Origin of the sequence: Aromatoleum aromaticum EbN1 (assembly GCF_000025965.1) — a bacterium.
In the GTDB taxonomy this organism is placed as follows: domain Bacteria; phylum Pseudomonadota; class Gammaproteobacteria; order Burkholderiales; family Rhodocyclaceae; genus Aromatoleum; species Aromatoleum aromaticum.
This window is the reverse complement of the sequence record NC_006513.1, coordinates 598,752-614,383: the sequence shown is the minus strand read 5'-3', so window position 1 is coordinate 614,383 and position 15,632 is coordinate 598,752. Positions and strand designations below refer to the sequence as shown.

At 65.3% G+C, this 15,632-nt stretch carries 16 protein-coding genes; 6 read left to right on the top strand and 10 right to left on the bottom strand.

Going from position 1 to position 15,632, the window contains the following annotated elements; translation table 11 throughout:
* Positions 1-7: 7 nt before the first annotated feature.
* The gene (locus tag EBN1_RS02860; protein WP_011236404.1) at positions 8-457 is read left to right on the top strand and encodes a hypothetical protein; all 450 of its coding nucleotides are present in this window, start codon (positions 8-10) and stop codon (positions 455-457) included.
* Positions 458-537: 80 nt separating this feature from the next.
* Positions 538-1,293 carry a HesA/MoeB/ThiF family protein gene (locus tag EBN1_RS02855; protein ID WP_011236403.1) on the top strand — a complete coding sequence of 252 codons (756 nt, stop codon included), beginning with the start codon at positions 538-540 and terminating at the stop codon, positions 1,291-1,293.
* Positions 1,294-1,311: 18 nt separating this feature from the next.
* Here the strand turns inward: EBN1_RS02855 and ribD are convergent, their stop codons facing one another.
* The 9 genes from ribD to pmbA form a co-directional block, all read right to left on the bottom strand.
* Positions 1,312-2,412, bottom strand: a complete 1,101-nt coding sequence (gene ribD / locus EBN1_RS02850; protein ID WP_011236402.1) for a bifunctional diaminohydroxyphosphoribosylaminopyrimidine deaminase/5-amino-6-(5-phosphoribosylamino)uracil reductase RibD — start codon at positions 2,410-2,412, stop codon at positions 1,312-1,314.
* On the bottom strand, positions 2,393-2,908 hold the full coding sequence (nrdR, locus tag EBN1_RS02845) for a transcriptional regulator NrdR (protein ID WP_011236401.1): 516 nt from the start codon (positions 2,906-2,908) through the stop codon (positions 2,393-2,395). The genes ribD and nrdR overlap by 20 nt, the downstream gene beginning before the upstream one ends.
* Before the next feature lie 93 nt (positions 2,909-3,001).
* On the bottom strand, positions 3,002-4,252 hold the full coding sequence (gene glyA / locus EBN1_RS02840; RefSeq protein WP_011236400.1) for a serine hydroxymethyltransferase: 1,251 nt from the start codon (positions 4,250-4,252) through the stop codon (positions 3,002-3,004).
* Between the two features lie 127 nt (positions 4,253-4,379).
* Positions 4,380-5,030, bottom strand: a complete 651-nt coding sequence (locus tag EBN1_RS02835; protein ID WP_011236399.1) for a histidine phosphatase family protein — start codon at positions 5,028-5,030, stop codon at positions 4,380-4,382.
* Positions 5,021-6,712, bottom strand: a complete 1,692-nt coding sequence (locus EBN1_RS02830; protein WP_011236398.1) for a TRAP transporter large permease — start codon at positions 6,710-6,712, stop codon at positions 5,021-5,023. Before EBN1_RS02830 ends, EBN1_RS02835 begins: the two co-directional genes overlap by 10 nt.
* The gene (locus tag EBN1_RS02825; protein WP_011236397.1) at positions 6,709-7,317 is read right to left on the bottom strand and encodes a TRAP transporter small permease subunit; all 609 of its coding nucleotides are present in this window, start codon (positions 7,315-7,317) and stop codon (positions 6,709-6,711) included. Before EBN1_RS02825 ends, EBN1_RS02830 begins: the two co-directional genes overlap by 4 nt.
* A 156-nt stretch (positions 7,318-7,473) precedes the next feature.
* The gene (locus EBN1_RS02820) at positions 7,474-8,556 is read right to left on the bottom strand and encodes a TRAP transporter substrate-binding protein (RefSeq protein WP_011236396.1); all 1,083 of its coding nucleotides are present in this window, start codon (positions 8,554-8,556) and stop codon (positions 7,474-7,476) included.
* A gap of 232 nt (positions 8,557-8,788) precedes the next feature.
* Positions 8,789-9,871, bottom strand: a complete 1,083-nt coding sequence (locus EBN1_RS02815; protein ID WP_011236395.1) for a TRAP transporter substrate-binding protein — start codon at positions 9,869-9,871, stop codon at positions 8,789-8,791.
* A gap of 141 nt (positions 9,872-10,012) precedes the next feature.
* Entirely contained in the window at positions 10,013-11,353 is a 1,341-nt protein-coding gene (pmbA, locus tag EBN1_RS02810; protein WP_041645608.1) for a metalloprotease PmbA, read from the bottom strand.
* 61 nt (positions 11,354-11,414) lie between these two features.
* On the opposite strand from pmbA, the gene yjgA reads away from it, so the two are divergent.
* From yjgA to dinB, 4 genes are all read left to right on the top strand, one after another.
* Positions 11,415-11,987 carry a ribosome biogenesis factor YjgA gene (gene yjgA / locus EBN1_RS02805; RefSeq protein WP_049780156.1) on the top strand — a complete coding sequence of 191 codons (573 nt, stop codon included), beginning with the start codon at positions 11,415-11,417 and terminating at the stop codon, positions 11,985-11,987.
* Between the two features lie 48 nt (positions 11,988-12,035).
* On the top strand, positions 12,036-12,626 hold the full coding sequence (gene mog / locus EBN1_RS02800) for a molybdopterin adenylyltransferase (protein ID WP_011236392.1): 591 nt from the start codon (positions 12,036-12,038) through the stop codon (positions 12,624-12,626).
* 92 nt (positions 12,627-12,718) lie between these two features.
* On the top strand, positions 12,719-13,801 hold the full coding sequence (aroG, locus tag EBN1_RS02795) for a 3-deoxy-7-phosphoheptulonate synthase AroG (RefSeq protein ID WP_011236391.1): 1,083 nt from the start codon (positions 12,719-12,721) through the stop codon (positions 13,799-13,801).
* A gap of 158 nt (positions 13,802-13,959) precedes the next feature.
* Positions 13,960-15,045 carry a DNA polymerase IV gene (dinB, locus tag EBN1_RS02790; protein ID WP_011236390.1) on the top strand — a complete coding sequence of 362 codons (1,086 nt, stop codon included), beginning with the start codon at positions 13,960-13,962 and terminating at the stop codon, positions 15,043-15,045.
* 12 nt (positions 15,046-15,057) lie between these two features.
* On the opposite strand, the gene EBN1_RS02785 is transcribed toward dinB, so the two are convergent.
* Positions 15,058-15,609 (bottom strand): cob(I)yrinic acid a,c-diamide adenosyltransferase, encoded by a 552-nt coding sequence (locus EBN1_RS02785; protein ID WP_011236389.1) that lies wholly within the window; start codon positions 15,607-15,609, stop codon positions 15,058-15,060.
* Between the last annotated feature and the right edge of the window lie 23 nt (positions 15,610-15,632).

Genomic DNA, 15,632 nt, shown 5'->3' with positions numbered 1-15,632 from the left:
AGAGGTGATGCGTCGGGAGACTGCCTACAAGCTGGCCGGCAGGCATCATGACCACCCGGTTGCCGGAACCGGGCTGGAGAAGCAGCGGGAAATCCGTTTCGCATCCCTGCCCCCCGGCCAGGTCGCGCAGGCGATGCGCTCGCTGCAGATGTTCAAGGGGTTGCGGGTTTCGTCCGGTGAACATCCGCTGTCGCTGGTGGTCTCCTATTCGGTGCTCGAGTTTTCGCTCGAAATGGTCGAGAGCGCGTTGTCCGAGGCCGGTTTTCACCTCGACGGCGCGCTTTACTGGCGGCTGGTGCGGACTTTCGTTTATTTTTGCGAGGAAACGCAGCGGCACAATCTCGGCTCGCCTGAGCGGCTGATCAAGAAATCGAACGAAGTCTACGTGACGGCGTATGACCATCACCTCCACGGCGACCACGACGACACACCGCTGGAATTCCGTGAATACAAGTAGGCCGGGTTCCCCAGGTTCCTTCCCCAGGCCCTTTCCTTTTCCATGCCGGCGCTTCCGCCTCTCCCGGGTTTTTCTCTCCGATGAATGACGACCAGCTTTTGCGCTACAGCCGGCATATCCTGCTGCCCGAAATCGGCGTCGAGGGGCAGGAGGCGATTCTCGCGTCGCGAGTGCTGGTGATCGGGGCCGGAGGGCTCGGCTCGCCGGCGGCGATGTATCTTGCCGCAGCCGGAGTCGGGACCGTGGTGCTGTGCGATGGGGATACCGTCGATCTGACGAATCTGCAGCGCCAGATCCTGCACACCGCCGAAGGGGTGGGACGCCTGAAGGTCGAGTCGGGGCGCGACACGCTGCTCCGGCTCAACCCGCAGGCGCGGATCGAGCCGCTCGCGGTGCGCCTCGATGGAGCTGCGCTCGACGAACAGGTCGCTGCGGCGGACCTGGTGCTCGACTGTTCCGACAATTTCGCCACCCGGCACGCGATCAATCGTGCCTGCGTCCGCTTTCGCAAGCCGCTCGTCTCGGGCGCGGCGATCCGCTTCGACGGGCAGGTTTCAGTCTTCGACCTGCGCCAATCCGACAGCCCCTGCTACCATTGCCTGTTTCCCGAAGGCCAGGATGTGGACGAAGTGCGTTGCGCCGTGATGGGCGTGTTCGCACCGCTCACCGGCATCATCGGTGCGACGCAAGCGGCCGAGGCGCTGAAGCTTCTGATCGGCTGCGGCACTTCGCTCGACGGCCGCCTGCTGCTGCTCGACGGCCTCGCGATGGAATGGCGCAGCGTCCTGCTCGGTCGCGATCCGGCCTGTGAAGTGTGCGCCGGCCGGGATGACTGAGTTCCCGGGCGACCCGCTTCAGGTTCCGGCTTTCAGTGGACGAGCGAGCACGCGAAGATCTCCGCCGATGAAGCGGACGTCGCGCCATTGCAGCCGTATCGCGCGGTCGAGTTGCACGAGTTCAGGCAGGTTGAACAGTCCCTGGGCGGCGTCGCCGACCAGCATTGGCGCGACGTAGAGCAACAGTTCGTCGACGCAGTTCTCGCGCAGCAACGAACCGTTGAGCTTGAGTCCCGCTTCGACATGCACTTCGTTGATGCCGCGGTCACCGAGTTCGCGCATCAGGCTCGGCAGATCGACTTTCCCCCGGCCATTCGGCAGCACGACGACTTCGGCACCGAGTGCCGCCAGCGCCGCGCTTTTCTCGCAGTCCTCGATGGCAGTAGCGATCAGGCAGCCCCCTCCCTGCAGCAGTTTCGCCGACAGGGGGATGTCGAGCCGCGCGTCGACGAGCACCCGCAGCGGCTGGCGCTCGCACGGCACCGCTCGCACGGTAAGCTGCGGATCGTCCTCCCGCACGGTGCCGATGCCGGTGAGCACCGCGCACGCGCGCGCGCGCCAGCGATGTCCGTCGCGCCGCGCCGCGTCCGCGGTGATCCACTGGCTGACGCCATTGTTCAGCGCGGTCTTGCCGTCGAGGGTGCTCGCGGTTTTCAGCCGCACCCACGGGCGTCCCCGTGTCATGCGGGACACGAAGCCGATATTGAGTTCGTGCGCGTCGCTCGCGAGCAGGCCCGTGGTGACGGCGAGGCCCGCCGCGCGAAGGCGGCCCACTCCGGTGCCGGCGACGAGCGGATTCGGATCTTCCATCGCCGCGACGACGCGCGTGACGCCGGCGGCGATCAGCGCGTCGGCACACGGGGGAGTGCGCCCGTGATGGGTGCAGGGTTCGAGCGTCACGTAGGCGGTCGCGCCGCGCGCCGTGTCGCCGGCGGCGCGCAGCGCGATGACTTCGGCGTGCGGTTCGCCGGCGCGCCGATGCCAGCCTTCGCCGACAATGCTGCCTTCCTTCATCAGGACGCAGCCGACCCGCGGGTTCGGCGTCGTTGTCTCGAGTCCGCGCTCGGCCAGTTGCAGTGCGCGGGCCATCGCGACATGGTCAGCTTCGGAATAGGTCATTCTCGGAGGTCGGTTCCGGGGGTTCTGCGGGACGATTGCGTTTGGGGCGCGCCTTGACTTCGCGAATCACCTCAGCGAACTCGTCGACGTCGGCGAAGTTGCGATAAACCGAGGCAAAACGGATGTAGGCGACCTTGTCGAGCTTCTTGAGTTCACGCATGACGAGTTCGCCGACTTTCTCGCTCGGCACTTCCTGTTCGCCGAGAGCCAGCAGTTTCGCCTCGATGCGGTCGACCGCCGCGTCCAGCGCTTCGAGCGTGACCGGGCGCTTGCGCAACGCGAGTTTCATGCTGCCGGCAAGCTTGTCGTGCTCGAACTCGCTGCGGTTGCCATTGCGTTTGACGATGTGCGGCATCTTCAGGTCGATGCGCTCGTACGTCGTGAAGCGCTTGTCGCACTTCGGACACCGTCGCCGGCGGCGAACCACTTCGCCGCCTTCGTTCTCACGCGTGTCGGCGACCTGGGTGTTCGGGTCGCCACAGAAAGGGCACTTCACGATCGGCGCCGGGACACTGCGGCGCCGGTCCGAACAGCCGGCGAAAAGCCGCTGTCATGCGCCGGCACGTGCTCGCGGCCCAGGCGCAATCGCCTACTTTCCATACACCGGGTGACGGGCGCACAGTTCGGCGACCTTGGCCTGCACATTCGCGAGGACTGCCTCGTCCTGCGGTGCGTCGAGGACGTCGGCGATCAGGTGCGCGACCTGCTCGGCTTCGATCTCGGTGAAGCCGCGCGTCGTCATCGCCGGCGAGCCGATGCGGATGCCGGAGGTGACGAAAGGCTTTTCGGGATCCTTCGGAATCGAGTTCTTGTTCACCGTGATATGCGCCGAGCCGAGCACTGCTTCGGCCGCTTTGCCGGTGATGTTTTTCGAGCGCAGGTCGACGAGGAAGACGTGGCTTTCGGTGCGGCCCGAGATGATGCGCAGGCCGCGCTCTTCGCCGAGCACACGGGCCATGACTCGCGCATTCGCGATGACCTGTTCCTGGTAATCACGGAACTGCGGCGTCAGCGCTTCCTTGAAAGCGACCGCCTTCGCGGCGATGACATGCATCAGCGGGCCGCCCTGCAAGCCCGGAAAGATCGCCGAGTTGATGGCTTTCTCGTGTTCGGCCTTCATCAGGATGATGCCGCCGCGCGGGCCGCGCAGCGTCTTGTGCGTTGTCGAGGTCACGACGTCGGCGTGCGGCACCGGGTTGGGGTAGTAGCCGGCGGCGATCAGGCCGGCGTAGTGCGCCATGTCGACCCAGAAGATCGCGCCGATTTCCTTCGCGATTTTCGCGAAGCGTTCGAAGTCGATGCGCAGCGAATAGGCGGAGGCGCCGGCGATGATGATGCGCGGCTTGTGCTCGCGCGCGAGCCGTTCCATCGCGTCGTAGTCGATCTCTTCCTTTTCGTCAAGACCGTAGGCCACGACGTTGAACCACTTGCCCGACATGTTCAGCGGCATGCCATGCGTGAGGTGACCGCCTTCGGCGAGGCTCATCCCCATGATCGTGTCGCCGGGCTTCGCGAAGGCCATCAGCACCGCCTGGTTCGCCTGCGAGCCGGAGTTCGGCTGGACGTTGGCGGCTTCCGCGCCGAACAGCTTCTTGATGCGGTCGATTGCGATCTGCTCGGCGACATCGACGTGCTCGCAGCCACCGTAGTAGCGCTTGCCCGGGTAGCCTTCAGCGTACTTGTTCGTCAGCTGGGAGCCCTGCGCTTCCATCACGGCGTGGGAAACGTAGTTTTCCGAAGCGATGAGTTCGATGTGGTCTTCCTGGCGGCGGTTTTCGGCCTGGATGGCGGTCCACAGTTCGGGGTCGACCTTGGCGAGGGTGTCTTGCGCAGAGAACATGAGACGGACTCGAAGCGATTGGTTTTAAAAGCGGATATTAGCACGCACCGCAAGCGGCCATGGTGGGGCAAGCGTTCGCCCGCAGCGGCGCGGACATCTCTTGCAGACGCGTGTGCCGAACGTGACGTCAGGTGTTCGGCAGTTCGTCGCGGGCGGCTGCCAGGTGAGCCTGATCGGCCCACGCGAGAAGGTGCCAGCGGCGGCCGTCGAACTCGATCCAGTTGAGCGCGGCGTTCGGAATCGTGAAGTCGCGCGGCGCGTCGAGCGCCTTGCCCGCCGCAAGGCGATGGGCGATGTCGAGCACGCCGCCGTGCGTGACGACCAGCGCCTGCCGGCCTGCATGACGGACGACGATACGTTCGAGGGCGCGGTGGACGCGCGCCGCGAAAGCGCGGAGGCTCTCGCCGTCGCCGCAAAAGGCGAAGTCGGGGTCGCGGGCGTGGAAGCGCGCGTAGTCCTGCGGGAACCGCTCGCGGGCTTCGTCGTAGGTGAGGCCCTGGAATACCCCGTAGTGCCGTTCGCGCAGTTCGGGTTCGAGCGTCGCCTCGAACCCGAGCGTGCGGCCCGCCGCCGCCGCGGTTTGCTGCGCGCGACGCAGGTCGCTGCAGTAGAGCGCGGTGAAGCGGTGTCCGGCGAGGCTTGCGGCAGTCGCTTCGGCCTGGATGTGACCGATTTCATTGAGCGGCACGTCCAGGTGTCCCTGCAGACGTCTTTCCGCGTTCCACGCGGTCTCGCCGTGTCGGACCAGGCATAGCCGCGTCGGAGTCGTCATTTCCATGCGTCGCCGCCCCCGTTGTCGCCCCAGCCGCCGGCACCGCCCGGTGGTTGCTGGATCTGGATGGTGTCGAGATCGATCTTGACGGCGTCATCGAGACCGCCGGTCACCAGCTGCGGGAAGCCGATGATGAGGCCCACCATGATCAGCTGGATGATGACGAACGCAATCGATCCGCGATAGATGTCGCCGGTCTTGACGCCCTCGATGCGCTTGCCGGTGACGCGATCGGGGTACGAGGCGACCGGCGCGACGCTGCGCAGGTAGAACAGCGCGAAGCCGAACGGCGGCGTCAGGAACGAGGTCTGCAGGTTGATCGCGATGATCACGCCGAACCAGATCAGGTCGATGCCCATGTTTTCGGCGACAGGTCCGAGCAGCGGCAGCAGGATGAACGCGATCTCGAAGAAGTCGATGAAGCAACCGAGGAAGAAGATCACCGTGTTGACAAACAGCAGGAAGCCGAGCTGCCCGCCGGGTAGCCGGTCGAACAGGTGTTCGACCCAGATCTGGCCGTCGACCGCGGTGAACACAAAGCTGAAGATCGTCGACCCGACGAGGATGAAGAGTACGAAGATCGACAGCCGCGAGGTCGCTTCGAGCGCCTGAAGCAGCGTCCTGAAATCGAGCCGGCGACGCGACACTGCCATCGCCAGCGCGCCGACTGCCCCCATCGCGCCGCCTTCGGTCGGCGTCGCGACCCCGAGGAAGATCGTGCCGAGCACGAGGAAGATCAGCGTCAGCGGCGGGATCAGCACGAAGGTCACGCGTTCGGCGATGCGCGACAGCAGGCCGAGCCGGAAGATGCGGTTCAGGACGGCGAGAAGCAGCGCCAAGAGGGTGCCGAAAGTCATCGCGACGACGATTGTTTCGTCGAGAGCCGGCTGCGGCACCGGCTGGCCCTCCATGAAGCTCAGGACTTCGCCATAGTACTTGCCCAGCGCGACTGAAATGCCGGTGACCAGGACGAGCAGGACGCCGAGCGAGGGCATGCCGGAACTGCCGTTGGGCTCCCGGTAGGTGAGCGCCTCGGGCGGCAGGGCGGGCACCATTTTGGGCTTGAAGATCGCCAGCCCGACGATGAACAGTGCGTAGAGCCCGACGAGCATCAGCGCCGGGATCATCGCCCCCTTGTACATGTCGCCGACGCTGCGGCCAAGCTGGTCGGCCATGACGATCAGCACCAGCGACGGCGGAATCGCCTGCGCGAGTGTGCCGGAGGCGGTGATGACTCCGGCCGCGACCGGGCGGCTGTAACCGTAGCGCAGCATGATCGGCAGCGAAATCAGGCCCATCGAGATCACCGACGCGGCGACGACGCCAGTCGTCGCCGCGAGCAGCGCGCCGACGAAGATCACCGCGAAGGCGAGGCCGCCGCGGATCGGGCCGAACACCTGTCCGACCGTCTCGAGCAGATCCTCGGCCATGCCGCTTCGTTCGAGGATCAGGCCCATCAGCGTGAAGAACGGGATCGCCAGCAGCGTGTCGTTCTGCATGATGCCGAACACCCGCAGCGGCAGCGCCTGGAACAGGGCGGCGGGAATCAGGCCGAGTTCGAGGCCGACGAAGCCGAAGAACAGCCCGCAAGCCGAAAGGGAAAATGCGACCGGGAAGCCGGAAAGCAGGAAGAAGATGATGACCCCGAACATGATCGGGGCGATGTTGGCGGAGACGAATTCAATCATTTTTGGGACTCGCCGGCAGCGTTGGCCTCGGAGGTGTCGCCGACGGCGGCGTGGATGTGGTTCTTCGTTTCGTCATGTCCGGCGGTGGCCAGCGGGTCCGGGCCGCGGCCGGTCAGAAAGGCGACGCGCTTGATCAGTTCGGAGACGGCCTGCAGCCCGAGCAGCGCGAAGCCGACGGGAACCAGCGCGTAGACGGGCCAGCGGATCAGGCCGCCGGCGTTGGAGGACATCTCGCCGGACACGTAGGCGCCGTGCACGACCGGCCACGAGAAGCTGATCATGAAGTAGCACAGCGGCAGCAGGAAGACGATGATTCCGAAGACGTCCACGTAGTTGCGCATTCGACTGCTCATCTTGTTCGCGATGACGTCGATGCGCACATGCGCGTTCTGCAGAAATGCATAGCCGGCGCCGAGCATGAACACTGCGGCGAACAGGTACCACTGGATTTCGAGAAACGCGTTCGAGCCGATGCTGAAAGCCTTGCGGGCGACGGCGTTGGCGGCGCTGATCAGCGTTGCGGCCAGCACCAGCCAGATGATCGACTTGCCGATGAAGCGGCTGAACGCGTCGATGAGGTGCGACAACTTGAGCAGAGTTCCCATCGGGTAATTCGCCTGAACGGAGGGAGGTGGCGCGAGCGGCACCCTGCAGGGGACCGCGTCTGGCGCGACAATTGGATGCTTCCAGCGGGATGCTACAGCGCCGCCTTCGGCGGGGGGAAGCGGCAGGGCCCCGGCGGGGGCCGTGCCTGATGCAGATCAGAGTTTCTGTGCGGACATGTACTGGTCGTAGCTGCCTTCGGCGATGCCTTCCCACTGATACGCGTCGGCCTCGAAGCGCGAGTAGTCGGCGTAGATTTTCTTCCAGTTCGGGTTCTTGTCGTTCAGCTCGGCATAGACTTCGCGCGACGCCTTGAACGCCGCGTCCATCACTTCCTTCGGCAGGCGGCTGAGCTTCGCGCCTTCGGCGATCAGTTGCTTGAGCGCCGTCGGGTTGCGCCCGTCGTAAGTCGCCTGAACCTTGACGTGCGCATCGGAGGCGGCCTGGCGCACGATCGACTTGTATTCGTTCGACAGTCCGTTGAACGCTTTCGTATTGATCAGCACCGAGAACTGCGTGCTGCCTTCCCACCACGCCGGGTAATAGTAGTTCTTGGCGACCTTGTGCAGGCCCAGCTTCAGGTCGTCATACGGTCCGATCCATTCCGCGGCATCCACGGTGCCTTTCTCGAGCGACTGGTAGATTTCCGCTGCGGGAATGTTCTGCGGCACTGCGCCGAGCTTTGCCAGCACGCGCCCGCCGAAACCCCCGATGCGCATCTTCAGACCGTTCACGTCGGCTAGCGACTTGATTTCCTTGCGGTACCAGCCGCCCATCTGCGCGCCCGAATTGCCCATCGGGAAATTGATGATGTTGTAGTTGGCATAGAATTCCCGCATCAGCTTCAGGCCGTTGCCTTCGTACATCCACGCGGTCTGTTGCCGGGAGTTCATGCCGAACGGGATAGCGCAGTCGAGCGCGAAAGCTTCGTCCTTGCCAAAGAAGTAATACGGGGCCGTGTGTGCGCATTCGATCGTGTCCTGCTGGATCGCATCGACGACGCCGAAAGCGGGGACGAGTTCGCCCGCCGCATGAACGCTCACCGTGAATTTTCCACCGGTGGCTTCGGTGACGTTCTTCGCAAAAGTCTCGGCCCCGCCGAAGAGCGTTTCCAGCGACTTCGGGAAACTCGACGCCAGGCGCCAGCGCAGGTTCTGCTGCGCGTGGATGATGGCGGGGGCGGAACCGGCAGCGAGGACTCCGGCGATACCTGCATTCTTGAGAAATGAACGACGTTCCACGATGTCTCCCTTGGCCTTCCGTTGTTGGAATGGCGCTGAGAGTACAAGGGTTCGCGCGGCGGCGAAATTCGCGGGAAACCCTAATATGCGGTGTTTCTGCCGGGCCGGAAGGGAGCGTACGGCTGCGGCTGCGCAAGTGCGACAGTGCTGTCCGCCGGACTGTGGGTGGGCGGAAAGGGACTTTCCGGAAGCGGCCCCGGTGTTGCTGCCGGCGGGCGCTCCCACGGGCTCGTTACAGCTTCTGCGCGGCCATGTACTGGTCGTAGCTGCCTTCGGCGAGCGGCGTCCATTGGTACTGCGCCTGCATGAAGCGCGAGTAGTCCGCGTAGATCTTCTTCCACGCCGGGTTCTTGTCGTTCAACTCGGCATAGACTTCGCGCGACGCCTTGAACGCGGCGTCCATGACATCCTTGGGCAGCCGCTTGAGCTTGGCGCCTTCCGCAATCAGCTGCTTGAGCGCTGCGGGGTTGCGGGCATCGTAACGGGCCTGAGTCACCACGTGCGAATCCGATGCCGCCTGGCGCACGATCGACTTGTACTCGTTCGACAGCCCGTTGAAGGCCTTCGCGTTGATGTACAGCGTGGTCTGTGCGCTGCCTTCCCACCACGCCGGGTAGTAGTAATACGGTGCGACCCGGTGCAGGCCGAGTTTGAGGTCGTCGTGCGGGCCGACGAACTCGGTTGCGTCGATCGTGCCTTTTTCCAGCGCCGAGTAGATCTCGCCGGCCGGAATGTTCTGCGACACCACGCCGAGTTTTGCCAGCACGCGCCCGCCGAAGCCACCGATGCGGATCTTCATGCCGTCGAAGTCGGCGACGGACTTGATTTCCTTGCGATACCAGCCGCCCATCTGCGCGCCGGTGTTGCCCATCGGCAGGCTGACGATGTTGTAGGGTGCATAGAACTCGCGCAGCAGCTTCTGGCCATTGCCCTCATACATCCATGCCGTGAGCTGGCGCGCGTTCATGCCGAACGGGATCGCACAATCGAACGCGAACGCTTCGTCCTTGCCGAAGAAATAATAGGGCGCGGTGTTGGCGCACTCGATCGAGCCCTGCTGCAGCGCATCGACGACGCCGAAAGCGGGCACCAGTTCGCCGGCGGCATGCACCGTGACGGTGAACTTGCCGCCGGTCGATTCGGCGACGTTCTTCGCGAAAGTTTCGGCGGCGCCGATCAGCGTGTCGAGCGACTTCGGGAAGCTCGACGCGAGGCGCCAGCGGATGTTCTCCTGCGCATGGACGATCGCCGGTGCGCTGCCTCCGGCGAGCACTCCGGCGAGGCCTGCGCTTCTGAGAAATTTTCGACGTTCCACGACCTCTCCTTGTTGTGCTTTACGAATTTCCGGCAATGCCCGCGAGATCCCCGGGGGTGGTAGGGGCGCAGGGCAGAGGCGTTCCTTCAGGACCACAGGCCGTCGGTAGCGCCACGCCCCGGCGATGGAGGTGCGGGGCTTTCAGCGGCCCGCGATCTTCATGCGCTCGATGAGGACCGAGCCGCAATGCTTCGCGCCGCGCGGCAGCGCGTCGTTGCCGATCGCGACGATGCTGCGGAACATGTCGCGCAGGTTGCCGGCGATCGTGATTTCCTCGACCGCGTGCTTGATCTTGCCTTTTTCGACCCAGTAGCCGGCCGCGCCGCGCGAGTAGTCGCCGGTGACGTAATTGACGCCATGGCCGAGGAGTTCGGTGACGACGAGGCCGCGGTCCATGTGCTTGACGAGTGCCGGGAAGTCCATGTCGCCGGCGCCGACGATGAGGTTGTGCGAGCCGCCGGCGTTGCCGGTCGTCTGAAGCCCGAGCTTGCGCGCCGAATAGGTCGACAGGAAATAGCCTTGCAGAACGCCGTCGCTGACGACTTCGCGGTCGCGTGTCGCCACACCGTCGCTGTCGAACGGGCTCGAGCCGAAGCCTTTCGGAACGTGCGGGCGCTCCGAGATGTTCACGATCGGCGAGAACACCGGCTGGCCGAGGCTGTCGAGCAGGAACGACGACTTGCGGTACAGCGAGCCGCCGCTGACGGCGTGGACGAAATTGCCGACCAGCGCGACCGCCAGCGGCGCTTCGAACAGCACCGGCGCCTCGCAGGTCTTGATCTTGCGCGCGCCGAGGCGGGCCAGAGCCCGTTCGGCGGCACGCCGCCCGACCAGATCGCTCGCCATCAGGTCGGCCGCGTCGCGGCGCGAGTCGTACCAGTATTCGCGCTGCATGGCGTCGCCTTCGCCGGCGATGACCGAGCACGAGATGCTGTGGCGCGAACTGGCGTAGCCGCCGATGAAGCCGGCGCTGTTCGCCGAGACGAAGTGCGATTGCTGCGTCGAGACGCTCGCCCCTTCGGAATTCGTGATCTTCGGGCTGACGGCGAACGCCGCTTCCTCGCACTCGCGCGCCGCGGTGATCGCGTCCTCGACGCTGAGCTGCCACGGGTGGTGAAGGTCGAGATCGGGGCAGTCTTTCGCCATCAGCTCCGGGTCGGCGAGGCCGGCGCACGGGTCGGGCGCGGTGAAGCGGGCGATCGAGACGGCCGCTTCGACGGTCGCCTTCAGCGCCGCCTTGGAAAAATCCGAAGTGCTTGCATGACCGCGCTGCTGGCCGACATAGATCGTGACGCCGATGCCCTTGTCGCGGTTGTATTCGATCGTGTCGACTTCGCCTTTGCGCACCGTCGCCGACTGGCCGAACCCTTCTGAAACATCGGTTTCGCATGCCGTCGCGCCGCGCTTTTTTGCGAATTTCAGCACGTCGGCGGCGATTTCGTGCAGCCGGTCGGGGGAGAACGAGAAGCCTTGAGCGGACATGAGCGGGAGACCAGGGAGCAAAGGCTATAATCTTACCCCGTTCCCGCGCACTGTACTTTTCATGATCCACGCCGACCACGACGACAACCTCCCCGACGACGAGGAAGGGCTGCCGCTGCCGCCAAGCAAGAGCCAGCGCAAGCGCGACATGCACGCGCTGCAGGATCTCGGCGAGCAGCTGGTCGCGCTGTCCGTCGATCAGCTGAAGAAAGTGCCGATGCCCGAGGCGCTCGCCGACGCGGTGCGCGAGGCCAAGCGCATGACGAAGCACGAAGCGCGGCGCCGCCAGATGCAGTATGTCGGCAAGCTGATGCGCCACATCGATCCCGAACCGATCCAGGCGCAGCTCGACGTGTTCAACGGCCTGTCGAAAGCCGAGATCGCGCGCCAGCACCGGCTCGAGCGCCTGCGCTCCGAGGTGCTCGACGACGAGAAGGTACTGCAGAGGATTGTCGAGACCTGGCCGGAGGCGGATTTCCAGCAGCTGCGCACCTTGCGCCGCAACGCGTTGAAGGAGCGCGAGCAGAACAAGCCGCCGCGCGCGTTCCGCGAGCTGTTCCGCGTGCTGCGCGACCTCGACGTCGGCGCTGCCGCACCGCCGGCGGACGAGCCTCGGGATGACGACGAAGAGTGAGCGCGGCCGGGCGTTCCGGCAGTGCCCGATGATCGAAAGGGGATTCTCATGAGTGAAGAAATCACGATCGGCCTGGTGTCGATCAGCGACCGCGCCTCCGACGGCACGTACCAGGACCAAGGCATTCCGGCACTGCGCGAGTGGCTCGATCGCGCGCTGACTTCACCGTGGCGCGCCGAAATGCGGCTGATCCCGGACGACCGGCCGACGATCGAGCGCACGCTGATCGAGCTTGCCGACACCGCCGGCTGTGCGCTGATCCTGACCACCGGCGGTACCGGCCCCGCGCCGCGCGATGTCACGCCGGAAGCGACCCTTGCCGTCGGCGAAAAGGAGATGCCCGGCTTCGGCGAAGAGATGCGCCGGATCAGCCTCAACTTCGTGCCGACCGCGATCCTGTCGCGGCAGGTCGCCGTGATCCGCGGCAAGAGCCTGATCGTCAACCTGCCCGGACAGCCGAAATCGATCCGTGAAACCCTCGAAGGACTGCGCGCCGCCGACGGCTCGGTGAGTCACGTCGGCATCTTCGCCGCGATTCCGTACTGCCTCGACCTGATCGGCGGGCCGTACCTCGAAACCGATGACGAAGTCATCAAGGCCTTTCGTCCAAAGCAGGCGATCCGGCCGAAAAAGACCTGAATTGGAACCCCGGCAGGACGCTGCGGGCGCAGAAACGGGCGATCTTCAGCTAGAATTGTTTGCTTGCCAACGCTGCCCAACAGAGTTTCGTCATGTCCGCCTCAGTCAAGATTCACATCGATGATGTCCGCATCCAGGAGATCAAGGAACTGATTCCGCCCGCCCACGTGCTGCGCGAATTTCCGGCGACGCCGAAGGCCGCCGAAGTGGCGTACGAGGCGAGGCAGGGGATCCACCGCATCCTGTTCGGCGCGGACGACCGCCTGCTGGTCGTCATCGGACCATGCTCGATCCACGATCTGGACGCGGCGCTCGAATACGCGCGCAAGCTCAAGGCCGAGGCGGTGCGCCACAAGGACGATCTGCTCGTCGTGATGCGGGTGTATTTCGAGAAACCGCGCACGACGGTCGGCTGGAAAGGCCTGATCAACGATCCCTACCTCGACAACAGCTTCCGCATCAACGAAGGCGTGCGGCTCGCGCGCAAGCTGCTGTGGGAGATCAGCGAGATGGGGCTGGCGGCGGGCACGGAGTTCCTCGACATGATCACGCCGCAGTACATCGCCGACCTGATCGCGTGGGGCGCGATCGGCGCCCGCACCACCGAAAGCCAGGTGCACCGCGAACTCGCGTCCGGGCTGTCGTGCCCGGTCGGCTTCAAGAACGGCACCGACGGCAATGTCAGGATCGCCGTCGACGCGATCAAGGCTGCGCAGTCGCCGCATCATTTCCTCTCCGTCACCAAGGCGGGGCATTCGGCGATCGTCACGACGCTCGGCAACGAGGACTGCCACGTCATCCTGCGCGGCGGCAAGAGCACCAACTACGATGCCGCCAGCGTCGATGCGGCTTGCAAGGAGCTCGCTGCTTCGGGCGTGCCGGGCAAGGTGATGATCGATTTCTCGCATGCCAACAGCCGCAAGCAACATCGCCTGCAGATCGAGGTCGCGCGCGATGTCGGCGCGCAGATGGCGAACGGCGACGACCGCCTCATCGGCGTGATGGTCGAGTCGCACCTGAAGGAAGGCCGCCAGGACCTGATCCCGGGCAAGGAGCTCGAGTACGGCAAGAGCATCACCGACGCGTGCCTGGGCTGGGAAGACAGCGTCACCGTGCTCGAAATCCTTGCCGAGGCGGTACGCCAGCGGCGCGTCAAACGCGCCGACCTGGAGTGACGCGGCGGCCCGGGTAGCTGCCGCGCCGGTGGTGAGGGGCCGGGATCATGAATGCACTGATCTGCCGCAAAACGCTGCGCCTTTCCGGTCCTCCCGCGATGGATGCCGGGTCCGGCACCTGAATCCGTAGCGTCGATCCTCCGCATCGGACACTGCACGTGTCGCGCAAGATCATCCATTGCGACTGCGACTGCTTCTACGCCGCGGTCGAGATGCGCGACAACCCCTCGCTGCGTGGGCGGCCGCTGGCAGTGGGCGGGCGCGCCGACGAGCGCGGGGTGATCGCCACCTGCAACTACGAAGCGCGCGCTTTCGGCGTGCGCTCGGCGATGTCGACGGCGCACGCGCTGCGGCTGTGCCCGCACTTGCTGCTGCTGCCGCCGGACTTCATCCGCTACCGTACGGCGTCGCGCCAGATCCTCGCGATCTACCGGGAATACACCGCGCTCGTTGAACCGCTGTCGCTCGACGAGGCCTATCTCGACGTCACTGCCGTTGACCGCTGCCGCGGCAGCGCGACGCTGCTGGCGCAGGAGATCCGCAGCCGCATCCATGACGAAGTCGGCATCACTGCGTCGGCCGGGATCGCGCCGAACAAGTTCGTCGCGAAAGTCGCAAGCGACTGGAGGAAGCCGAACGGCCAGTTCGTCGTGCCTCCGCAAGAGGTCGACCGCTTCGTCGCCGAACTGCCGGTGAAGAAGATCTTCGGCGTCGGCAAGGTCACTGCCGACCACCTGCTGCAGCTGGGAGTGGAGACGTGCGGCGATCTGCGTGGCTGGAGTCTCGCCGATCTGACGCGCGAATTCGGCAGCTTCGGTGCGAAACTGCATCGGCTGTGCCGCGGCATCGACGAGCGGCCGGTCGCGCCCGACCGCGAGCGCAAATCGCTGTCGGTGGAGACGACCTACAACCGTGATCTTCCCGACCTGCAGTCCTGCCTCGACGCGTTGCCGGCGCTAGTCGAGCAGTTCTCGCGCCGGATGGCGCGGCTGCACGACGGCGAGACAGTCCACAAGGTTTTCGTCAAAGTGCGGTTCTCCGATTTCACGCGGACCACTGTTGAATGCGTCAATCCGCGTCCGGGCCCCGAGACATGGATCAAGCTCCTGACGGAAGGGTATCGGCGCCGCGCGCTGCCGGTGCGCCTGCTCGGTGTCGGCGTGCGCTTCGCCGCCCCTGCGGCGCCGGACCTGCAGCTTTCGCTGTTCGCAGGCCTCGCTCCGCACGGCGACGGCCCACCGTGACGCCGGCCGAGCTCAGGCGTTCTTGCCCTTCTGCCACAGCACGTCGCCGCGGCCTGCGGCACGGTTGAGCACGCGGCCCAGCACGAACAGCAGGTCGGAGAACCGGTTCAGATACTGGCGCGGCCCGTCGTTGATCGCTTCTTCCTGTCCCAGCGCGACGATCGCGCGTTCCGCGCGGCGGCAGACCGTGCGGGCGAGGTGCGCGAGCGCTGCGGCGCGGCTGCCGCCGGGCAGGATGAAGTCCTTCAGCGGTTCGAGCGGTTCGTTGAGCCGGTCGAGTTCGGTCTCGAGCTTGTCGACATGTTTCTGGCTGATCATGCTCATGCCGGGGATGCAGATTTCGCCGCCGAGGTCGAAGAGATCGTGCTGCACGTCGGTCAGCAGCGCCTGTACGTCGTCCGGCAGGTCCTCGCACAGCAGCAGCCCGACGACCGCGTTCAGTTCGTCGACTTCGCCGAGCGTGTCGATGCGCAGGCTGTTCTTCGCTACACGCTTGCCGTCGCCGAGCCCGGTCGTCCCGGCGTCGCCGGTGCGAGTGTAGATCTTCGAGAGCCGATGTCCCATTTCCTCGTCTTCCTGTGCAGTTG